The sequence below is a fragment of the Streptomyces mirabilis genome (assembly GCF_039503195.1).
Taxonomy (GTDB): domain Bacteria; phylum Actinomycetota; class Actinomycetes; order Streptomycetales; family Streptomycetaceae; genus Streptomyces; species Streptomyces mirabilis_D.
In genome coordinates this window covers 8,721,955-8,742,448 of the sequence record NZ_JBCJKP010000001.1, presented here as the reverse complement: position 1 = coordinate 8,742,448, position 20,494 = coordinate 8,721,955, and the positions used below count along the sequence as shown (strand labels likewise).

Genomic DNA, 20,494 nt, shown 5'->3' with positions numbered 1-20,494 from the left:
CGTTCCACCAGCGATTCCCGATCCAGTGAGGACTTCTTGAAGATGAGTACGCAGAGCCCCGACGGCTTCGAATGGACCGAGCTGGACCGCCGGGCGGTCGACACCGCCCGCATCCTGGCCGCTGACGCCGTTCAGAAGGTCGGAAACGGCCACCCGGGCACGGCGATGAGCCTGGCCCCGGCCGCGTACACGATCTTTCAGAAGGTGATGCGACACGACCCCGCGGACCCGGAGTGGACCGGCCGCGACCGGTTCGTCCTGTCCCCCGGACACACCTCGCTGACCCTTTACACGCAGCTCTTCCTCTCCGGCTACGAACTGGGGCTGGACGACCTGAAGGCGTTCCGCACGCACGGTTCGAAGACGCCGGGTCACCCCGAGTACGGGCACACCGCGGGCGTGGAGACCACCACCGGTCCGCTCGGGCAGGGTGTCGCGAACGCGGTGGGCATGGCGATGGCCGCCCGCTACGAGCGTGGTCTGTTCGACCCCGAGACGCCGGAGGGCGAGTCGCCCTTCGACCACACCATCTGGGGCATCGTCTCGGACGGCGACCTGGAGGAGGGCATCTCCGCCGAGGCCTCCTCCCTCGCGGGCCACCAGAAGCTGGGCAACCTGGTCTTCGTCTACGACGACAACCACATCTCCATCGAGGGCGACACCGCCACCGCCTTCTCCGAGGACGTACTGAAGCGCTACGAGGCCTACGGCTGGCACGTGCAGCGCATCGAGCCCTCGACCGACGGCGACATCGACGTCCGCGCGCTGTACACGGCGCTGAAGGCGGCGCAGGCCGAGACCGGACGGCCTTCGATCATCGCGATGCGCACCATCATCGCCTGGCCCGCGCCCCACGCCCGGAACACCGAGGCCTCGCACGGCTCCGCGCTCGGCGCGGACGAGGTCGCCGCCACCAAGCGTCTGCTGGGCTTCGACGCGGAGAAGTCCTTCGAGGTCGCCGACGAGGTCCTCGCCCACGCCCGTCAGGCCCTGGACCGCGGTGCCGAGGCACACGCCGCCTGGGACAAGCGGATCGCCGAGTGGCGCACCGCGCAGCCCGAGCGGGCCAGGCTGTTCGACCGGATCGTCGCCGGCCAGCTTCCCGAGGGCTGGCAGGACAAGCTCCCGGCGTTCGAGGCGGGCACGTCCGTCGCCACCCGCGCCGCCTCCGGCAAGGTCCTGCAGGCGCTCGGCTCGGTGATCCCCGAGCTGTGGGGCGGCTCGGCCGACCTGGCCGGCTCGAACAACACCACCATCGACAAGACGTCCTCCTTCCTGCCGAAGGGCAACCCGCTGCCGGAGGCCGATCCGTACGGCCGTACGGTCCACTTCGGCATCCGCGAGCACTCCATGGCCGCGGAGATGAACGGCATCGCGCTGCACGGCAACACCCGCATCTACGGGGGCACCTTCCTGGTGTTCTCCGACTACATGCGCAACGCCGTACGTCTGTCCGCGCTGATGCAGCTCCCCGTCACCTACGTGTGGACGCACGACTCCATCGGCCTGGGCGAGGACGGCCCCACCCACCAGCCGGTCGAACACCTCGCCTCGCTGCGCGCCATCCCGGGCCTGAACATCGTCCGCCCGGCCGACGCCAACGAGACCGCGATCGCCTGGGCCGAGATCCTCAAGCGGCACGCCACCCACCCCGCCCCGCACGGCCTGGCCCTGACCCGCCAGGGCGTACCCACCTACGAGGCCAACTCCGACGCCGCCAAGGGTGGTTACGTGCTGCGTGACTCCTCCACCGGAACGCCCGAACTGGTCCTGATCGCCACCGGCTCCGAGGTGCACCTCGCCGTCGGGGCGCGTGAGCTGCTGGAGGCCGAGGGAATCGGCACCCGGGTCGTGTCGATGCCGTCCGTGGAGTGGTTCGAGGAGCAGCCGCGCGAGTACCGCGACCGTGTTCTGCCCCCGTCCGTGAAGGCCCGCGTGGCGGTCGAGGCGGGCATCGGCCTGACCTGGTACCGCTACGTCGGTGACCACGGACGCATTGTCTCGCTGGAGCACTTCGGTGCCTCCGCCGACGCCAACACCCTGTTCGCCGAGTTCGGCTTCACCGCCGAGAACGTCGCCGCCGCCGCCCGGGAATCCCTCGCCGCCGCCCGCGGTTGATCCGATCGCACGAAGGAAGATGATCACTGTGACCGAAGCAACCGCGACCGCGGTAACCCTGAAGCGCCTCTCCGACGAAGGCGTCTCCATCTGGCTGGACGACCTCTCCCGCAAGCGCGTCGCCTCCGGCAACCTCGCCGAACTCGTCGCGACCAGGCATGTGGTGGGCGTCACCACCAACCCCTCCATCTTCCAGGCCGCCATCGGCTCCGGTGAGGGGTACGAGGAGCAGCTCGACGACCTGGCCGAGCGCGGCGTGACGGTCGACGAGGCCGTCCGGATGATGACGACGGCCGACGTCCGCGCCGCCGCCGACATCCTGCGCCCGGTGTACGACGCGACCGCCGGCCGTGACGGCCGGGTCTCCATCGAGGTCGACCCGCGCCTCGCCCACAACACCGGGGCGACCGTCGCCGAGGCCAAGCAGCTCTCCTGGCTCGTCGACCGCCCGAACGTGATGATCAAGATCCCGGCGACGAAGGCCGGCCTCCCGGCGATCACCGAGGTCATCGGCCTCGGCATCAGCGTCAACGTCACGCTGATCTTCTCCCTGGAGCGCTACCGCGCGGTGATGGACGCCTACCTGGCGGGGCTGGAGAAGGCCAAGGCGGCGGGCATCGACCTCGCCACCATCCACTCCGTCGCCTCCTTCTTCGTCTCCCGCGTCGACAGCGAGATCGACAAGCGGCTGACGAAGGTCGGGACCGACGAGGCCCTCGCCCTCAAGGGCAGGGCGGCGCTCGCCAACGCGCGGCTCGCCTACGAGGCGTACGAAGAGGTGTTCGCCTCCGCCCGCTGGACCGCGCTCGCCCCGGCCGGCGCCAACAAGCAGCGCCCGCTGTGGGCCTCGACGGGCGTCAAGGACCCCTCGTACAAGGACACGCTGTACGTCGACGAGCTGGTCGCGCCGGGCACGGTCAACACCATGCCGGAGGCGACGCTCAACGCCACGGCCGACCACGGTGACATCCACGGCGACGCGGTGACCGGCGGCTACGCCCAGGCGCGCGCCGACCTTGCCGCCGTGGAAGGTCTCGGGATCTCCTACGACGAGGTGGTCGACCAGCTGGAGGACGAGGGCGTCTCGAAGTTCGAGGCGGCCTGGGAGGATCTGCTCGACGCGGTCGCGACCTCGCTGAGCAGCAAGGGAGTTGAGGGGGAATGACCAAGCGTGAAGCGATTCCCGACGGTACCCCGCAGGATGCGGCCGCCACGCCGGAGGGACCTGGTGACACGACCGTGGACCCGGTCGGTGTGAAGCCGGTCGATGTGAAGGCCGAGGCCAAGAGCAACGGCCCCGTTCCGGTGGCGGAATGGGAGAACCCGCTGCGTGACCCCCGTGACCGCCGCCTCCCCCGTATCGCGGGCCCCTCGGGCCTCGTCATCTTCGGTGTCACCGGCGACCTGTCCCGCAAGAAGCTGATGCCGGCCGTCTACGACCTCGCCAACCGCGGTCTGCTGCCGCCGGGCTTCTCGCTCGTCGGGTTCGCCCGCCGCGACTGGGAGGACGAGGACTTCGCGCAGATCGTGCACGACTCGGTGAAGGAACACGCGCGCACCCCCTTCCGGGAGGAGGTCTGGCAGCAACTCGCCGAGGGCATGCGGTTCATCCCGGGCACCTTCGACGACGACACGGCGTTCAAGCAGCTGCGCTCCGCCATCGAGGAGCTGGACGCGGCCCGGGGCACCAGCGGCAACTACGCGTTCTACCTCTCCGTGCCCCCGAAGTTCTTCCCGAAGGTCGTCCAGCAGCTCAAGAAGCACGGGCTCGCCAGCCCGCCGGAGGGTTCCTGGCGGCGCGCGGTCATCGAGAAGCCTTTCGGCCACGACCTCGAGAGCGCGCGCGAGCTGAACGCGCTCGTGCACGACGTGTTCGACCCGGAGCAGGTCTTCCGCATCGACCACTACCTCGGCAAGGAGACCGTCCAGAACATCCTGGCGCTCCGCTTCGCCAACCAGATGTACGAGCCGATCTGGAACCGGTCGTACGTCGACCACGTGCAGATCACCATGGCCGAGGACATCGGCATCGGCGGCCGGGCCGGCTACTACGACGGCATCGGTTCGGCCCGTGACGTGATCCAGAACCACCTGCTCCAGCTGATGGCGCTGACCGCCATGGAGGAGCCGATCGCCTTCGACGCCGAGTCGCTGCTGACCGAGAAGCTCAAGGTCCTCAAGTCGGTGAAGCTGCCGGAGAACCTGGGCGAGCACACCGTGCGCGGCCAGTACGCGGCGGCCTGGCAGGGCGGCGAGAAGGTGCGCGGCTATCTGCAGGAGGAGGGCATCGACCCCCAGTCGACGACCGACACCTACGCGGCCGTCAAACTGGAGGTCGACAACCGCCGCTGGGCGGGCGTCCCCTTCTATCTGCGCACCGGCAAGCGCCTCGGCCGGCGGGTGACGGAGATCGCGGTCGTCTTCCAGCGCGCCCCGCACTCACCGTTCGACTCGACCGCCACCGAGGAGCTCGGCCAGAACGCGATCGTCATCCGTGTCCAGCCCGACGAGGGCATGACGGTGCGCTTCGGATCGAAGGTCCCGGGTACGTCGATGGAGATCCGGGACGTCACGATGGACTTCGCCTACGGCGAGTCGTTCACCGAGTCCAGCCCGGAGGCGTACGAACGGCTGATTCTGGATGTCCTGCTCGGCGATGCCAATCTCTTCCCCCGTCACCAGGAGGTGGAAGAGTCCTGGAAGGTCCTCGACCCGATCGAGGAGTACTGGGAGACCCATGGCAAGCCCGCGCAGTACCCCTCGGGCAGCTGGGGTCCGAAGGAAGCCGACGAGATGCTCGCACGAGACGGACGGAGCTGGCGCAGGCCATGAAGATCGACCTGACCGACACCACGGCAAGCAAGATCAACAAGGCGCTCGTGCAGGGGCGCCGCGCCATCGGCACCCCCGCCGTGGGCATGGTCCTGACGATGGTCATCGTCACCGACGAGGAGAACGCGTACGACTCGATCAAGGCCGCCGAGGAGGCCTCGCGCGAGCACCCCTCACGCACCCTGGTCGTCATCAAGCGGCACGCCCGCACCCCGCGCGACCGCACCAACTCGCGCCTCGACGCCGAGGTCCGGGTGGGCGCCGACTCCGGTGCCGGTGAGACCGTCGTGCTGCGGACCTACGGCGAGGTGTCCGACCACGCCGACTCCGTGGTCCTGCCGCTGCTGCTGCCGGACGCGCCCGTCGTCGTCTGGTGGCCGGTGGACGCCCCCGAGGTGCCCGCCAAGGACCCGCTGGGCGCCCTCGCTCAGCGCAGGATCACCGACATGTACGCCGTCGAGGCGCCGCTCACGGCCCTGGAGGCCCGCGTCAACTCGTACGCGCCGGGCGACACCGACCTGGCGTGGACCCGGCTGACGCCCTGGCGCTCGATGCTGGCCGCCGCGCTCGACCAGGCCCGTACGAAGGTGATCTCGGCCGCCGTCGAGAGCGAGGCCGACAACCCCAGCGCCGAGCTGCTCGCCCGCTGGCTGGGCGCCCGGCTCGACGTGCCGGTCGAGCGGGTCGTCACCGCCGGTCCGGTGGTGACCGCGGTGCGGCTCGGCACGAAGGACGGCGAGATCGTGATCGACCGGCCCGAGGGACCGCTGGCCACGCTGTCGCTGCCCGGGCAGCCCTCCCGCACCCTCGCGCTGAAGGTGCGCAGCACTTCCGAGCTGATCGCCGAGGAGCTGCGCCGCCTCGACGCGGACGAGATGTACGCCGTCGCCCTGCGGGGCGAGAACGGCACCAAGGAGACCCCCCGTCATGTCTGACTCCCCCAAGCTCACGCGGCGTCCGGAGTGGGTGGCCCTGGAGGACCACCGCGCGGACGCTCTGCTCCACCCGCGGCTGCGTGAGCTGTTCGCCGCCGATCCCGCCCGCGCGGAGCGCTATGTCGTGCGGGTCGGCGATCTGCGGATCGACTACTCCAAGCACCTGATCACGGACGAGACCCTCGCCCTCCTCCAGGAACTGGCCACCGTCACGGACGTGTTCGGACTGCGGGACGCGATGTTCCGCGGCGAGAGGATCAACGTCACCGAGGACAGGGCGGTGCTGCACACCGCCCTGCGGGCCCCGCGGAACGCGGTGATCGAGGTCGCCGGGGAGAACGTCGTCCCCGGAGTGCACGCCGTGCTCGACAAGATGGCCGACTTCGCCGAGCGGGTCCGCTCCGGCGAGTGGACCGGCCACACCGGCAAGCGCATCAAGAACGTCGTCAACATCGGTATCGGCGGCTCCGATCTCGGCCCGGCGATGGCGTACGAGGCGCTGCGGGCCTTCACCGACCGTTCGCTGACCGTGCGGTTCGTGTCGAACGTGGACGGCGCCGACCTGCACGAGGCCGTCCGCGACCTGGACCCGGCCGAGACGCTGTTCATCGTCGCCTCGAAGACGTTCACCACGATCGAGACCATCACCAACGCCACCTCGGCGCGAACCTGGCTGCTCGGCGCGCTGGGCGATGGGGGCACCTCCCGCTCGGGCGAAGTCGAGAGTGGGGGAGAGAAGGCGGTCGCCAAGCACTTCGTGGCGCTGTCGACGAACGCCGGGAAGGTGTCGGACTTCGGTATCGACACGGCCAACATGTTCGGGTTCTGGGACTGGGTCGGCGGACGCTACTCCTTCGACTCGGCGATCGGCCTGTCGTTGATGATCGCGATCGGCCCGGACCGGTTCCGGGAGCTGCTCGACGGGTTCAGGCTCGTCGACGAGCACTTCCGTACGGCGCCCGCCGAGGCCAACGCGCCTTTGCTGCTCGGTCTGCTGGGGGTCTGGTACGGCAACTTCTTCGACGCCCAGTCGCACGCCGTACTGCCGTACTCGCACTACCTGTCCAAGTTCACCGCCTACCTCCAGCAGTTGGACATGGAGTCCAACGGCAAGTCGGTGGACCGCGACGGCCACCCGGTGGAGTGGCAGACCGGTCCGGTGGTGTGGGGCACGCCCGGCACGAACGGGCAGCACGCCTACTACCAGCTCATCCACCAGGGCACGAAGCTGATCCCGGCCGACTTCATCGGCTTCGCCAACCCGGTGGACGAGCTGGAGCCCGAACTCGCGGCCCAGCACGACCTGTTGATGGCGAACTTCTTCGCGCAGACCCAGGCCCTCGCCTTCGGCAAGACGCCCGACGAGGTGCGCGCCGAGGGCGTGCCCGAGGAACTGGTCCCGCACAAGACGTTCAACGGCAACCACCCGACGACGACGATCCTCGCGAGCGAGCTGACACCGTCGGTCCTCGGCCAGCTCATCGCCCTCTACGAGCACAAGGTGTTCGTCCAGGGCGCGATCTGGAACATCGACTCCTTCGACCAGTGGGGCGTCGAGCTCGGCAAGGTCCTCGCCAAGCGCGTCGAACCCGCGCTCACCGAAGGCGCCGACGTGCCCGGCCTCGACCCCTCCACCGCCGCCCTCGTGGCCGCGTACCGCACTCTCCGAAAGAAGTGACTGTCATGCAGCTCGGACTCATCGGCCTCGGCAAGATGGGCGGCAACATGCGCGAGCGGATCCGCCGCGCGGGCCACACGGTCGTCGGCTACGACCGCAACCCCGAGGTCTCGGACGTGAGCAGCCTCACCGAACTCGTGAGCGCGCTCGAAGGCCCGCGCGTGGTCTGGGTGATGGTCCCCGCCGGCGCCGCCACGCAGTCCACCGTCGACCAGCTCGGCGAGCTCCTGGAGCCCGGGGACACCGTCGTCGACGGCGGCAACTCCCGCTGGACGGACGACGAGAAGCACGCGGAGGAACTGGCCGCCAAGGGCATCGGGTTCGTAGACGCGGGCGTCTCCGGCGGCGTCTGGGGCCTCAAGAACGGCTACGCGCTGATGGTCGGCGGCGACGCCGAGCACATCGCCAAGGTGCAGCCGATCTTCGACGCCCTCAAGCCCGAGGGCGACGCCGGTTTCGTGCACGCCGGCAAGGTCGGCGCGGGCCACTTCTCCAAGATGGTCCACAACGGCATCGAGTACGCCATGATGCAGGCCTACGCCGAGGGCTGGGAGCTCCTGGAGAAGGTCCACTCCGTCACGGACGTGCGCGAGGTCTTCCGCTCCTGGCAGGAAGGCACCGTCATCCGCTCCTGGCTGCTCGACCTCGCCGTCAACGCGCTGGACGACGACGAGCACCTGGAGAAGCTGCGCGGCTACGCGGACGACTCCGGCGAGGGCCGCTGGACCGTCGAGGCGGCCATCGACAACGCCGTCCCGCTGCCCGCCATCACCGCCTCCCTCTTCGCCCGGTTCGCCTCCCGCCAGGACGACTCCCCGCAGATGAAGATGATCGCGGCGCTGCGCAACCAGTTCGGCGGCCACGCCGTCGAGTCGGCGAAGTAACGACCATGGGCGACCTCCTGCTGGTCCGCCACGGTGAGACCGAGTGGAGCGTGTCGGGTCAGCACACCAGCTGGACCGACCTGCCCCTCACCCAGCACGGCGAGGAACAGGCCAAGTCCCTCGCCCCGCTGCTCGCCGGCCGGACCTTCGCCCTGGCCCTGACCAGCCCGCTCGGCCGCGCGGTACGCACGGCGGAACTCGCGGGCGTGTACGGGGCCGTGGCCGATGCCGATCTGCACGAGTGGGACTACGGCGCGTACGAGGGCATCACGACCGTCGAGATACACCGCACCCGGCCCGACTGGTTCCTGTGGAACGACGGCGTGCCGCCCGGCCCCGACGGCCATCCCGGCGAGTCACCCGCGGAGGTGGGAGAGCGCGCCGACCGCGTGCTGTCCCGCGTCGGGCCGGCGCTCGCCGACGGCGACGTGATTCTCGTGGCACACGCCCACTTCCTGCGCGTGCTGACGGCCCGTCGGCTGGGGCTGTCCCCCGCGGACGGGCGGCTGTTCCAGCTCGCGACGGGCACCGTCAGCCGGCTGTCCACCGAGCACGGGCATCCTGTGATCGCCGAGTGGAACGCCACCGGAACTCCTGCGGCGGTTCGCTAGTTTCTACATTGCTGTAGAAATCGAGAGGTCACGGCCCGCCCTCCGGCGCGGGCCGTGACCTCTCCCCAACGTATGGAGCTCTCGTCGCCGCGGCTGGGGGCACCTCCCACGCCCTCCAGGCAGTGAGGGAGGGACGGTCGATCCCTCCGAGCGCCGGAGCGTCGCAACTCATCGCCACGAACGAGGTGTTGCGGAACTTCGACGCCGACGACCTGCGCCGCCGTTTCGGCGACCACCTGGACAAGCTGACCGCCGACTTCACCTTCGGCAAGGTCTGCGTCCTCCAGGAGATCGCCAAGGCGAAGAAGAAGCCGGCCGAGGCGCGCGCCGTCATCCAGATCGGCATCGTCATCGGCGGCACCGACGGCGACGTCGACAAGACCGAGCAGGCCGTCGTGCGCGAGGCGTGCTCCCGCTCGACCTGCCGCCGCACGAGTTCGACCTGTGGTTCCCCACCGGCCCCGGCCGTGCCAGCTCGACGGCCGGGACACGTGAGGTGGCTCAGGCGCCGCGCGTGGCACGCCTGCGCCACTTCACGTACTCCGCCTCCGGGTCGCCGGTGCGGGACCACGGCATCCGGCTGGCGCGCACCCCCAGGGTCTTGAAGAGCGGGGCCGCGAGGTCCGGCAGGCCCGCGTAGCTGGCGGCGTGCGCCAGGTAGTTGAGGTCGCGCACCTCCTCCGGCGCGGGCTGGCCGTCCGGGCGCGCGGTGATCCAGCGCTGCCAGGTACGCCGTACGTCGTCGACGGCCCCCTCGTTGTTCCAGTACCCGTCGAGGTCGACGGACACGTCCGGCCGCCCGTTCGCCTCCTCCTGGAGAAAGCGGTACTCCTCCACGCGGGCGAACTGCACCAGGACCGGCAGCGCGCAGCCCGGCGGGGCGACGGCCGCCGCGTCGCGGGCGAAGTCGTACATCAGGCCGTGGGTGCCGTGCCAGCGCGCCGAGTAGTAGCGCAGCACATGGAGGTGCCCCTCGATCGTGTAGGGATCGCGGGCGTGCAACTCGTCCCACCAGCGGCCGAGTTCCTGGCGGCGTACCCCGGCGGCGTAGAGCCGGGCGACGGAGATGAGGCAGATCCAGGGTGTGGGGTCCTCGGGGTAGGCCTCGGCGCCCTGCAGACAGGCCATCACCGCCCGGTCGACGCGCCGCTGTTCGACGGGTACGCGCCCGCCCGCGGCGGTGGCGAGGGTGAAGGCCCTGGCCACCTCGGTCGCGGCTCGCAGTACCAGGGCGTCGGGGCTGCGCGGCTCCTCGGCGAGCCAGGACTCGACCGACGAGTTGCCCGCGCACGCGGGCGCGAGCAGCCGGATCCGGTGGGCGCGCACGGACCACGCGGGGCCGGTCACCCGCAGCAGATCCCGCAGACCCTGCCAGCGCCCGTTGGCGATGTCCTTGCGTGCGGTGGTGAGGGGCGCGTCCCCGTAGTCGGGGTCGAAGTCGGGGGTGAAGCGGTCTCCCGGCATGGGCTCCCTCTCAGAACGTGAAGCACTGAAACCGGCCTCGGAGCCGGAGGCCGATTGCTCCACGTCCTGGGCAGCAGACTGGGGGCGATACCGTGCTGCCGCTGTCATCGGCCGACGGTCGCTCCGCAGAGGTGTTCCGCGGGTGGTGTGATGATAGCGGTGGTCATTGATGTTTCAATGTCAACTGACGGGTAATATGGCGCCGCCTGGGGCTCGGACTGGCGGCGTCGTGACGCGAGTGGCGCCGTGCCGCGGCCGAGGGGTCAGCGCCCCGGTCGGCGCGGCAGGTGCTGCGCGGCCAGCCGCACAGGGGCGTTCTGCGCTCCGTAGCCCCGGTAACCGCCGTCACGCTGGACGAGTTCGAAGAAGACACGACCGACCGTCTCCGTGTAGCAGTGGCGGAACTCACCCTCCGCGTCACGGTCGTAGAGGATGCCGAGTTCGCGGTACGTCTCCGGCTCGCCGTCGGCGAACTCATACCGTGCGGCGAGGTCGTCGTAGTAGTTCGCGGGCATCGCCAGCAGTCGGCCGCCGGCCTCGCGGAAGCGGCGGGCCGCGGTGACCACGTCGTCCGTGGCGAGGGCGATGTGCTGGGCGCGGGCGCCCTCGTCGGTGGGGGCGGGCCCGACGCCGAGGGCGATACGGACGCTGCCGTCGGCGTTGGTGACCGCGCGACTGCGGTGCAGTCCGTACGGGTCGGCGACATCGACGCTGTCCTGTGCGCTCAGCCCGAGCACACTGCGGTGGAAGAGGGCCGCCTCGTCGAACTGGTGCCAGGGCTGGGTGAGGGCCAGGTGGTCGATGCGGACCACGTGCTGCGGGAGTCGTTCGTGCGGGACCGGCACGAAGTCACCTGTCCACCCCGCGAGTTCGGGGTGCCCGGAGCGATCCGTGACACAGAAGAAGAGTTCGGTGCCGTCGGGGGCGGCCACCGCGTCCAGCGGTGCGTCCTCGGGGGCGCGGCGGCGGGGCAGGACCGGGGCGAGGAGGGATTCGGCGCGCCGGGCCGCGGCGGCCGGGTCCGGGGACTCCAGGCCGACGGCGGCGAGGGAGGTGCCGTCGCGCCGGGCTGCCGGTCCGGTGTTCACGAGGACACGGGCCTCGCCCTGCTGCCAGAGATCGACGGGCTTGCTGCGGTGCCTTGCCCTGCGGGTGAAGCCGAGGGCACCGAGGAGCGCGGTGACGGGTTCGACGTCGGGGGTGACGAGCTCGGCGAAGGCGACACCGGTCGGCACCACGGGCGCGGGCGGGGCCGCGAGTCCCGTCGCCTCCTGGAGGACGAGGAGGGAGCGACGCGCGTCCACGGCGGTCGGCCCGGCCTCGGCCTGCCGGAAGACGTCGTTGAAGACCTCGAGGGAGAGCGGTCCGCGGTATCCGGCCCGCAGGACGTGTCCGAGGAACCCCGCGATGTCGAAGCCGCCCTGGCCCGGGAAGCAACGGTAGTGGCGGCTCCACTGCAGGACGTCCATCGCCATCAGGGGGGCGTCGGCCAGTTGCAGGAAGAAGATCTTCTCGCCGGGGATGTCCTCGATGCCCTTGGGGTCGCCGCCGCGGGCGAGGATGTGGAAGCTGTCCAGGCAGGTGCCGAGGGCGGGGTGGTCCGCGGCTTCGACGATGCTCCAGGCGTGGTCGTACGTATCCACATGGCGACCCCACGCGAGCGCCTCGTAGGCGACGCGCACACCGAAGTCCTGCGCGAGGTCCGCGAGCCGGTGCAGCTGGTCGGCCGCGAGCGCGTCGTCGTCCACGGCGAGCGGGGAGACGCTGGAACAGACCAGGACCGTGTCGGTGCCGAGGCGGCGCATGAGTTCGAACTTGTGCCGGGCGCGGCGCAGATTGCGGGCGAACTCCTCTTCGGGCACCGCTTCGACGTCCCGCATCGGCTGGTACAGGTCGATGCTCAGACCGAGGTCCGCCGTGCGGGCCCGGATCTCCTCGGGGGTGAGGGGGCTCGCGAGCAGATCGTTCTCGAAGATCTCCACCCCGTCGAACCCCGCCCGCCCCGCGGCCGTGAGCTTCTCGGTCAGGGACCCACTGAGCGAGACAGTGGCAATGGACGTACGCACGTCGATACTCCTTAGCTGTCGCTTCACATCGAGGCACGGCCACGAGAGCCGTCGGCTCGGACGAGCCCCGCAAGGGGCGCGGGGCTGTGACATCTGCGGCTCCGCCGCGTGGACGCGCCCCGCACCCGCGACTCGACCCGGACCACCCGCCCCGCAGGGAGCGCGGGGAACTGCGCGACCAGCCCCCACCACCCCGGATCCCGCCACACAACCCGGGCCGCCCGCCCAAAAGGCGCCCTCAGCCACCAACACCCGCACCTGGCACACCCGCCAGCTCAGAAATGTCCGCCAGCATCCGAACGGCATCCGGCTCCCGCCCCGTGAACAGCCGAAACGCGTCCACCGCCTGGAACACGGCCATGCCCCCGCCGTCCAGCGTCGCGCACCCCACCCCCCGGGCCGTGCGCAGCAACTCGGTCTCCAGCGGCCGGTACACCACCTCGGCGACCCACAGTCCGGGATGCAGCAGCTCGGCCGGGAACGCCAGCCCGGGATGGGCCGCCATCCCGGTGGGCGTCGCGTGCACCACCCCGTCGGCACGAGCGAGCAGCCCCTCGAGCGCGTCCGGCGTCGCGGCCGCCGCCCGCCCCGCGCCGAAGTGCCGGTTCAGCCCGGCGGCAAGATCCGCCGCCCGGTCCGGCATCGCGTCCACGACGGTGACGTGCCCCGCGCCCAGCGTCAGCACGGCGTGGGCGACCGCCGCCCCCGCCCCGCCGGCGCCCAGCTGCACGACCCGCTCCAGCGGGACATCGGGCAGCCCGCGCGCGAAGGACGCCGCGAACCCGGTGACGTCGGTGTTGTGCCCGATCGCACGACCGCCCTCGAAGACGACGGTGTTGACCGCGCCGAGGGCCGCCGCCTGGGGAGCGAGCTCGTCGAGGTGGTCGATGACCAGTTGCTTGCAGGGGTGCGTGATGTTCAGCCCGTCGAAGCCGAGGTCCCGCGCGGCCCGTACGAGATCGCCCACCGCCTCCGGCCCGACGCCGAGCACGTCGATGTCGATCAGCCGGTACAGATAGCGCAGTCCCTGCCGGTCGGCCTCCCGCTCGTGCAGCGCGGGGCTGAGCGAGGGGCCGATGCCGGAACCGATGAGGCCGACGAGATACGTGTCCATGGTCACGGCGGACCTCCTGAGCGCTCACTAATGTACGAACTAGTACGTTAGCTATATCAGCATCCCGAGCTCGCGGGAAGGCCCGCCCCGGAACTCGGGACGACGGCGGCAGACGCTGCTTCTACAATCGCGGGCACTGACCCCCTCGCCCGAAGGAAGCCGATGACCAGCGTCGAAGAACCTGCACGGCCCGTCGGGCGCATCCGCGACGCCGCCCGGACCAAGGCCGAGATTCTCGACGTGGCGACCCAGGAGTTCTCGCGCGCCGGCTTCGCCGGTGCCCGCGTCGACGAGATCGCCGCCCGCACCCGCACCACCAAGCGGATGATCTATTACTACTTCGGCGGCAAGGAGCAGCTGTTCACGGCCGTCCTGGAGCGCGCGTACTCCGTGATCCGGATGGCCGAACAGGAGCTGGACGTCGAGCACTTGGACCCGGTCGCGGCCATCCGCAGGCTCGCCGAGCTGACCTTCGACCACCATGAGGCGCATCCGGACTTCATCCGGCTGGTCAGCATCGAGAACATCCACGAGGCGGAGCACATAGTCGCGTCCGAGGAACTCGGGAAGATCGGTTCACCCGCGCTGGAGGTGATCCGCCGCATCCTGGAGAGCGGCCGGAAGTCGGGGCTGTTCACGGCCGACGTCGACGCCGTGGACCTGCACGCGATGATCAGCTCGTTCTGCTTCTTCCGGGTCTCCAACCGGCATACCTTCGGCGCCCTCTTCGGCCGTGACCTGGTCGCCCCCGACCAGCGGGAGCACTACCGGACCATGCTCGGCGACATGGTCATCGCCTATCTGACGGCGGACCGCACGGAGGACTGAGAACGGCAGGACCGTCGCCCCCTCCCGTCCCCCGCTCCGGGCCCCGCTCCGGGGCCAGGGCGGGGCACGGCCGGGAGAGATCCTTCAGTACGACCTCTTGACACCCGGGAAACGTGGGCGCAACATCCGTAGCCATCCGCTACTAACTATCCAGTGGGTTAATTAGCCGGACGCGCAACGTTGAGCAGACCTCCCACCGTCGAGCAGACTCGTCGCATCCGGCACGGCCGACCCGTACACCCCCAGGGCCCCGGCATCTCACCCCTCCGTCACTCCCGTCCCCGGAGTTCCCTCGAAGGAGCACGCCGTGTCTGTCCCCGCCGTCCCGCTCGACGCGCCACCCGGCCAGCCCCGGAAGGCCGCCATGGCCGCCTGGATCGGCAGCGCCCTGGAGTACTACGACTTCTTCATCTACGGCAGCGCCGCGGCGCTGATCTTCCCGAAGGTCTTCTTCGACGAGTCGGACCCGGCCACCGCGACCCTCCTCTCACTGGCCACGTTCGGCGTCGCGTACGCGGCCCGCCCGGTCGGCGCGCTCTTCCTCGGCCACTTCGGCGACCGGGTCGGCCGCAAGAAGATCATGGTCTTCACGCTGATCCTGATGGGCCTGTCGACCTTCCTCATCGGCTGTCTGCCCACCCGCGCCCAGGTCGGCGGCCTCGCCCCGGTCCTGCTGGTGCTCTGCCGCGTCCTCCAGGGCATCTCCGCGGCCGGTGAGCAGGCGAGCGCCAACTCCATGACGCTGGAACACGCGCCGCCCCACCGCCGGGGCTTCTTCACCAGCTTCACCCTCAGCGGCACCCAGGGCGGCCAGCTCCTGGCGACCCTGGTGTTCCTGCCGGTCGCCGCACTGCCCGAGGACCAACTGCTCTCCTGGGGCTGGCGCGTGCCGTTCTGGGCGAGCGTCGCGGTCGCCGTGGTCGGCTATGTCATCCGCCGCACCCTCCAGGAGACGCCCGCCTTCACCCAGCAGGCCGCGAGCGAGGGCGTTCCCGAACTGCCGCTCCTCGTGCTCCTCCGCGAGCACTGGGCGGACGTCCTGCGGGTCGTCGCGGGCGCCCTGATCGCCTCGGTCAGCACGATCTTCACGGTCTGGGCGCTGGCGTACGGCACGAGCGACTCGGTCGGGCTGTCGCGCACGCAGATGCTGTGGGTGGGCGCGCTCGCCAACATCGTCGCCCTCGGCGCGATCCCCGCCTGGGCCACGCTCTTCGACCGCATCGGCCGCCGTCCGGTCTTCCTGATCGGCGCCGCGGGCAGCGCCGTGCTGATGTTCGCCTACCTGTGGGCCATCTCGACCGGCTCGTACCCCCTCGTCCTCCTCTTCGGCATCCTCGCCTTCGGCGTCGTGTACAGCGCGGCCAACGGTGTCTGGCCGTCCTTCTACGGCGAGATGTTCTCCACCCGCGTCCGGCTCTCCGGTATGGCGATCGGCACGCAGATCGGCTTCGCCGTCGCCGGGTTCGCGGTCACCTTCGCCGCGCAGATCGCGGGCCCGGGCGGCGACGACTGGTCGTCCGTGGCCCTGTTCACCGCGGCGCTGTGCGTCCCGCCGGTGCTCGCCGCGCTCACCGCCCGCGAGACGCACACGGTGCCGACGGAGGAGCTGGGCGAGCGGGCGTCCCAGGACGCCGCGAAGCGCGAGGCCGTGACCGCCTGACCGTCCGACGGGGGGGCACGGTTGACAGCCGGCGTTTTCGGCATGAACATCGCCCGGGACAAGCGGAAAGAAACAGCGCGGTTACACAGAGCCACTCCGCGCACCCCGGCCGGGTTCAGGGGCGGCCGGTGTGCGCGGAGATCCTGTCGCCCCTCGGCTCACCGTCCGGGCCCCGTCCAGGAAGGGACCGAGTTCGTGGGCCACGGCAGTCAGCGCCCGTACGTCCCGTTCGGTCCTGGCGATGAGGAGCGCCCCCTCCAGGGCGCTGATCATCACCGTGGCCAGCGGTTCGGCCCGTTCGGCCGGTACGCCCATGTCCGTCAGGGCCTCGGCCACCGGACGGTTCCAGCGGGCGAACGCGGCGGCGGCAGCGGTCCTGGTGGACTCGGTGGACTCCGCGCAGTCCACGGTCGCCGCCGCGACGGGGCAGCCGGAGGCGAATCCGGCCTCCTGGAACTCGTCGGTCCACTGCCGCACCATCGCCGCGAACAGACCGCTCGGCGTCGGTTCGTTCAGCGCCGCGAGGAAGCGGGCGACGCGCTTGCCCGCGTAGCCGCCCGCCCAGTCCACGGCCTCGTTGACCAACTGCTCCTTGCCGCCCGGGAAGTAGTGCTGGAGCGATCCGCGCGGCGCCCCCGCATGCGCGGCGACCTCGCGCATCCCCGTCGCGGTGACCCCGTCGCGCCGGATGAGCTGTGCCGCGCTGAACACCATCCGTTCGCGCGGCCCCCGCTCGGAAACCGCCATCATCGACCTCCCACCAGGACTGACGTAGGCACACTACCCACTATGACCGCTGTCATAGAGCTGGCTATCATGACAGCGGTCATAGGAGGCGACGGCGGCCCGACGGGGGTGCCGGCAGAGGCGGTGGTGCGTCGTGTACGTGGGATTCATCGGCCTCGGTGTCATGGGACAGCCCATGGCGCTCAACCTCGCGAGGGCGGGCACCCCGCTGGTCGTCTGGAACCGCACCGCCGCGAGGACCGAGCCGTTGCGTGCCGCGGGAGCCGAGGTGGCCGCGGACCCGGCGGAGGTCTTCGCGCGCTGCCGCGTCGTCCTCCTGATGCCGGCGGACGGTTCCGTGACGGACGCCGTCCTGGGCCGCGGCACCCCGGACTTCGCCGCGCGCGTCGAGGGGCGCACCGTCGTCCCCATGGGCACGACGTCCCCCGAGTACTCACGCGGCCTGCAGGCCGAGGTGCGCGCGGCGGGCGGACGGTACGTCGAGGTCCCGGTCTCCGGGTCGCGGGTCCCGGCGGAGGCCGGGCGGCTGGTGGCGATGCTCGCCGGGGATCCCGCGGCCGTCGAGGACGTACGGCCACTGCTCGGCCCCATGTGTCACGAGAGCTTCGACTGCGGGCCGGTGCCCAACGCCCTGTTGATGAAGTTGTCCGTGAACCTGTTCCTGATCACCTTGGTGACCGGCCTCAGCGAGGCGTTCCACTTCGCCGAACGGCAGGGCCTGGACCGCAAGCTCTTCCTGGACGTGCTGGACGCCGGCCCGATGGCCAGCGGCGTCTCCCGGATGAAGGCCCCGAAACTGCGGGAGCGCGACTTCGCCGTGCAGGCCGCGGCCCGTGACGTCCTGATGAACAACGAGCTGATCGCCGGGGCCGCCCGCCGAGCGGGGCTGGCCTCACCCCTGCTCGACGTCTGCCACGCCCTCTTCGACGAGACCGTGGCACAGGGCCACGGCGGGTCCGACATGGTGGCCGTGCTCCGCGCGATCGAGGCCCGCAGCGACGAGCGAGCGAGCTCAGCGTTCCCGGGGGACGCCGTACGCGCGCTCCACGTGGAGCCGTAGGACGAGCCGGCCGTCGCTGACCATCGCGGCCCGGTATTCGTCCCAGTCGGGGTGCTCGCCCCGGACGGCCCGGTAGAGCCGCACCAGTTCCTCGACCGTCTCGTCGTGGGGGTCCCGGGCGACGGGAGTGAGCTCGGCGGTGCCCTCGGCGACCGTGTACGCCCAACGGTCCTCGGCCGTGACGTGATAGGAGGCCCGCGGGTCCCGGCGCAGATTGCGGGTCTTGGCGCGGTCGTCCGTGACCGAGACCCGGACGATCCGCTCGTCGGGATCGTAGGCGTGGTTCACGTTGGACAGCTGAGGCCGGCCGTCCTTCTTGAGGGTGACCAGCACTCCGCCGTCGTACTCGGAGAGCAGCTTGAGCAGCGCGTCCTGCGTCGCGTCCTGAGTCATGTATCGCTCAACCCCGGGGAACGCATGGCCATTCCCGTCACGTAGACACCGTCTACCAGATTGGTAGACAGCGTCTACGGAGACTGGTAGACAGTGTCTATGAGTGAAGCGGACACGGGGCTGCGAGCCCGGTTGATCGAGGTGGGCGTGGACCTGGTGTCCACGGAGGGCGCGCAGGTTCTGACCCTGCGGGAGATCGCCCGTCGCGCGGGCGTCTCCCACGGTGCTCCGCGCCGCTACTTCCCGACCCATCTGGAACTGCTCTCCGCCATCGCGCGCCGGGGCTTCGCCGACCTGGGGGCCCGGGCGACGGAGGCGCTGGGCGACGCAGCGGCGAGTCCCCGCGACCGGCTCACGACGCTGGGGAGGGTCTATCTCGACTTCGCCTTCACTCAGCCCGGAATGTACGAGCTGATGTTCCGCCACGATCTCTTGGAGAGCGGGAAACCGGGGCTCCGGGAAACCAGTCTGCCGCTGTTCGGTGTCCTGGTGGACCTGGTCGGCCGGGCACGTCCCGAGGCCGACGCCGCGCTCGTCGCGGGCGCCCTCTGGGCGAACCTGCACGGGATCGCCCAGCTGTGGGGCTGGGGCAGCCTCCCACTCGCCACGGGAGCCACCGACTTCGTACCCCTGCTGGATGCCGCGCTGGACGCGCACCTCGGGCCGGAGGAGCGGTGAACCCCTCGGCGCGGCGCCGCATCACGCTGGCCAACAGCGTCGTCGGGGCCGTCGTCGTCGCGCTGGACGGAACCGTCCTCACCGTCGCTCAGCCCACGCTGCGGCGCGACCTGGACGCCTCGTTCGCACAGGTGCAGTGGACCAGCACCGGCTATCTCATCGCGGTGGCCAGTCTGTTGGTGTTCGCGGGGCGACTCGGCGACCGGTACGGCCACCAACAGGTCTTCGCCGTGGGGATGGTGGGCTTCGGGACGGCGTCGGCGGGGATCGGTCTGGCGCCCGACATCGGCTGGGTGATCGGACTGCGGGTCGCCCAGGGGATCTTCGGCGCGCTGTCGCAGCCCGCCACGCTCGGGATGCTGCGCGCGGCCTACCCGCCCGACCGGCTCGGCATGCCCATCGCGCTGCGCACCAGCGCCATCGGTCTCGCGGCGGCCGCGGGTCCCCTCATCGGCGGGGCGCTGGTCACCCAGCTGGGCTGGCGGCCCGTCTACTTCCTGAACGTCGTACCCGCGCTCGTCATGGCCGCCCTGGCCCTGACCGTCCGGGACGCGCCCCGGGCCAGAGGCTCGGCGGCCGGACTCGACCTGCCCGGCGCGGCGCTGCTCGCGGTGGCCCTGGTCGCCCTGGTGCGCACGCTCGTCGTGCTGCCGGCGACCGGCTGGACCACGGCGACCGTGCTCGGGCCGGTCGTGGCGACGGCCGCGACAGCCGCGTTCGTACGGCACGAACGGCGCGCGGCGAGCCCGCTGGTGCCGTCCGGGCTGCTCGGCTCCCCCGCGGTCGGCGCGGCGCTCGGCACCCTCGTGTGCGCCTCCGCGGCGCTGTTCGGCACGCTCTTCGTCAGCACCTACTACCTTCAGGACGTGCTCGGCCTCGACCCGCTCCAGAGCAGTCTGCGCGCGCTCCCGCTGGCCGTGATGATGGTGCTGGGCGCGCCGGTCTCCGCCGTACTGCTGCGCCGCCACGGCCCGCGCCGCACGACCGGGACCGCGATGCCGCTGCTCCTCCTCGGCGTCCTGCTGCTGTCCAGGCTCGACCGCGCCTCGACGGACCCGGCGATCGGCGCCGGATTCCTGCTCCTGGGCGCGGGGTTCGTCGCGGTGATGGTGAGCGCGACGTCCGTCGTCGTGCGCTGCGCGTCCGCCGGGTCGGCCGGGGTGGCGGGCGGGCTCCAGCAGACCGCGATGAACATCGGACCGACGGTGGGGGTGGCCGTGGCGACCACGCTGGTCGGCCTGGCCGGCGTCGACATGGGCCCCGCGCTGACCGTCCTCGCGGCCCTCACGGCGATCGGCGCGCTGTCGGCGCTGCGGCTCCCGGGCCGCGGCGACGCGCCGGTCACCGAGCGGCGACCCGCCGGTCACCCACCCGGCGACGCCGCTCGCGAAGTCCGTACGAGACGATGAGGACGAGCGAGTCCGAG

General features: G+C 71.0%; 17 protein-coding genes and 1 pseudogene. 13 read left to right on the top strand and 5 right to left on the bottom strand.

Features of this window, described 5'->3' with window-relative positions:
• Window positions 1–42 precede the first annotated feature (42 nt).
• From tkt to AAFF41_RS39520, 8 genes and pseudogenes are all read left to right on the top strand, one after another.
• Window positions 43–2,118, top strand: a complete 2,076-nt coding sequence (gene tkt / locus AAFF41_RS39555) for a transketolase (RefSeq protein ID WP_319749401.1) — start codon at window positions 43–45, stop codon at window positions 2,116–2,118.
• Between the two features lie 19 nt (window positions 2,119–2,137).
• Complete coding sequence (gene tal, locus AAFF41_RS39550) at window positions 2,138–3,283, top strand: transaldolase (protein WP_343325510.1); 1,146 nt, start codon at window positions 2,138–2,140, stop codon at window positions 3,281–3,283.
• Window positions 3,280–4,950 carry a glucose-6-phosphate dehydrogenase gene (zwf, locus tag AAFF41_RS39545; protein WP_319749403.1) on the top strand — a complete coding sequence of 557 codons (1,671 nt, stop codon included), beginning with the start codon at window positions 3,280–3,282 and terminating at the stop codon, window positions 4,948–4,950. Before tal ends, zwf begins: the two co-directional genes overlap by 4 nt.
• Window positions 4,947–5,885: a glucose-6-phosphate dehydrogenase assembly protein OpcA gene (opcA, locus tag AAFF41_RS39540; protein ID WP_054234527.1), complete on the top strand. Its 939-nt coding sequence runs from the start codon at window positions 4,947–4,949 to the stop codon at window positions 5,883–5,885. Before zwf ends, opcA begins: the two co-directional genes overlap by 4 nt.
• On the top strand, window positions 5,878–7,563 hold the full coding sequence (gene pgi / locus AAFF41_RS39535) for a glucose-6-phosphate isomerase (RefSeq protein WP_343325509.1): 1,686 nt from the start codon (window positions 5,878–5,880) through the stop codon (window positions 7,561–7,563). Before opcA ends, pgi begins: the two co-directional genes overlap by 8 nt.
• A gap of 5 nt (window positions 7,564–7,568) precedes the next feature.
• On the top strand, window positions 7,569–8,447 hold the full coding sequence (gene gnd / locus AAFF41_RS39530) for a phosphogluconate dehydrogenase (NAD(+)-dependent, decarboxylating) (RefSeq protein ID WP_319749405.1): 879 nt from the start codon (window positions 7,569–7,571) through the stop codon (window positions 8,445–8,447).
• 5 nt (window positions 8,448–8,452) lie between these two features.
• Window positions 8,453–9,058: a histidine phosphatase family protein gene (locus AAFF41_RS39525; RefSeq protein ID WP_343325508.1), complete on the top strand. Its 606-nt coding sequence runs from the start codon at window positions 8,453–8,455 to the stop codon at window positions 9,056–9,058.
• Window positions 9,059–9,099: 41 nt separating this feature from the next.
• A pseudogene (locus tag AAFF41_RS39520) lies at window positions 9,100–9,503 on the top strand (TerB family tellurite resistance protein); the annotation flags it as partial.
• A 56-nt stretch (window positions 9,504–9,559) separates the two neighbouring features.
• Here the strand turns inward: AAFF41_RS39520 and AAFF41_RS39515 are convergent.
• From AAFF41_RS39515 to AAFF41_RS39505, 3 genes are all read right to left on the bottom strand, one after another.
• Window positions 9,560–10,522, bottom strand: coding sequence for a hypothetical protein (locus AAFF41_RS39515; RefSeq protein ID WP_343325507.1), 963 nt, complete (start codon window positions 10,520–10,522; stop codon window positions 9,560–9,562).
• Window positions 10,523–10,785: 263 nt separating this feature from the next.
• On the bottom strand, window positions 10,786–12,588 hold the full coding sequence (locus tag AAFF41_RS39510; RefSeq protein ID WP_319749408.1) for a bifunctional sugar phosphate isomerase/epimerase/4-hydroxyphenylpyruvate dioxygenase family protein: 1,803 nt from the start codon (window positions 12,586–12,588) through the stop codon (window positions 10,786–10,788).
• Between the two features lie 238 nt (window positions 12,589–12,826).
• Entirely contained in the window at window positions 12,827–13,702 is an 876-nt protein-coding gene (locus AAFF41_RS39505; protein ID WP_415925908.1) for a shikimate dehydrogenase, read from the bottom strand.
• 162 nt (window positions 13,703–13,864) lie between these two features.
• Here AAFF41_RS39505 and AAFF41_RS39500 point away from each other — a divergent pair, with 162 nt between their 5' ends.
• The gene (locus AAFF41_RS39500; protein ID WP_319749411.1) at window positions 13,865–14,530 is read left to right on the top strand and encodes a TetR/AcrR family transcriptional regulator; all 666 of its coding nucleotides are present in this window, start codon (window positions 13,865–13,867) and stop codon (window positions 14,528–14,530) included.
• A 307-nt stretch (window positions 14,531–14,837) separates the two neighbouring features.
• Complete coding sequence (locus tag AAFF41_RS39495; protein WP_343325506.1) at window positions 14,838–16,190, top strand: MFS transporter; 1,353 nt, start codon at window positions 14,838–14,840, stop codon at window positions 16,188–16,190.
• An 81-nt stretch (window positions 16,191–16,271) separates the two neighbouring features.
• Here the strand turns inward: AAFF41_RS39495 and AAFF41_RS39490 are convergent, their stop codons facing one another.
• Window positions 16,272–16,937, bottom strand: coding sequence for a TetR/AcrR family transcriptional regulator (locus AAFF41_RS39490; RefSeq protein ID WP_319749486.1), 666 nt, complete (start codon window positions 16,935–16,937; stop codon window positions 16,272–16,274).
• Window positions 16,938–17,070: 133 nt separating this feature from the next.
• Between AAFF41_RS39490 and AAFF41_RS39485 the strand changes: the two genes are divergently transcribed.
• Window positions 17,071–17,997: an NAD(P)-dependent oxidoreductase gene (locus AAFF41_RS39485; protein WP_343325505.1), complete on the top strand. Its 927-nt coding sequence runs from the start codon at window positions 17,071–17,073 to the stop codon at window positions 17,995–17,997.
• Here the strand turns inward: AAFF41_RS39485 and AAFF41_RS39480 are convergent.
• Window positions 17,950–18,390 carry a PPOX class F420-dependent oxidoreductase gene (locus AAFF41_RS39480; RefSeq protein WP_319749414.1) on the bottom strand — a complete coding sequence of 147 codons (441 nt, stop codon included), beginning with the start codon at window positions 18,388–18,390 and terminating at the stop codon, window positions 17,950–17,952. The two genes, AAFF41_RS39485 and AAFF41_RS39480, sit on opposite strands and share 48 nt — an antisense overlap.
• A 99-nt stretch (window positions 18,391–18,489) precedes the next feature.
• On the opposite strand from AAFF41_RS39480, the gene AAFF41_RS39475 reads away from it, so the two are divergent.
• Window positions 18,490–19,068 carry a TetR/AcrR family transcriptional regulator gene (locus AAFF41_RS39475; RefSeq protein WP_319749415.1) on the top strand — a complete coding sequence of 193 codons (579 nt, stop codon included), beginning with the start codon at window positions 18,490–18,492 and terminating at the stop codon, window positions 19,066–19,068.
• Window positions 19,065–20,477 carry an MFS transporter gene (locus AAFF41_RS39470; protein WP_343325504.1) on the top strand — a complete coding sequence of 471 codons (1,413 nt, stop codon included), beginning with the start codon at window positions 19,065–19,067 and terminating at the stop codon, window positions 20,475–20,477. Before AAFF41_RS39475 ends, AAFF41_RS39470 begins: the two co-directional genes overlap by 4 nt.
• The last annotated feature ends 17 nt before the right edge of the window (window positions 20,478–20,494 follow it).

Excerpts from the sequence above, each read along its gene's own strand:
- tkt (WP_319749401.1), top strand. The coding sequence starts at position 43 with ATGAGTACGCAGAGCCCCGACGGCTTCGAATGGACCGAGCTGGACCGC.
- tal (WP_343325510.1), top strand. The coding sequence starts at position 2,138 with ATGATCACTGTGACCGAAGCAACCGCGACCGCGGTAACCCTGAAGCGC.
- zwf (WP_319749403.1), top strand. The coding sequence starts at position 3,280 with ATGACCAAGCGTGAAGCGATTCCCGACGGTACCCCGCAGGATGCGGCC.
- opcA (WP_054234527.1), top strand. The coding sequence starts at position 4,947 with ATGAAGATCGACCTGACCGACACCACGGCAAGCAAGATCAACAAGGCG.
- pgi (WP_343325509.1), top strand. The coding sequence starts at position 5,878 with ATGTCTGACTCCCCCAAGCTCACGCGGCGTCCGGAGTGGGTGGCCCTG.
- gnd (WP_319749405.1), top strand. The coding sequence starts at position 7,569 with ATGCAGCTCGGACTCATCGGCCTCGGCAAGATGGGCGGCAACATGCGC.
- AAFF41_RS39525 (WP_343325508.1), top strand. The coding sequence starts at position 8,453 with ATGGGCGACCTCCTGCTGGTCCGCCACGGTGAGACCGAGTGGAGCGTG.
- AAFF41_RS39515 (WP_343325507.1), bottom strand. The coding sequence starts at position 10,522 with ATGCCGGGAGACCGCTTCACCCCCGACTTCGACCCCGACTACGGGGAC.
- AAFF41_RS39505 (WP_415925908.1), bottom strand. The coding sequence starts at position 13,702 with ATGGACACGTATCTCGTCGGCCTCATCGGTTCCGGCATCGGCCCCTCG.
- AAFF41_RS39500 (WP_319749411.1), top strand. The coding sequence starts at position 13,865 with ATGACCAGCGTCGAAGAACCTGCACGGCCCGTCGGGCGCATCCGCGAC.
- AAFF41_RS39490 (WP_319749486.1), bottom strand. The coding sequence starts at position 16,937 with ATGGCGGTTTCCGAGCGGGGGCCGCGCGAACGGATGGTGTTCAGCGCG.
- AAFF41_RS39480 (WP_319749414.1), bottom strand. The coding sequence starts at position 18,390 with ATGACTCAGGACGCGACGCAGGACGCGCTGCTCAAGCTGCTCTCCGAG.
- AAFF41_RS39475 (WP_319749415.1), top strand. The coding sequence starts at position 18,490 with ATGAGTGAAGCGGACACGGGGCTGCGAGCCCGGTTGATCGAGGTGGGC.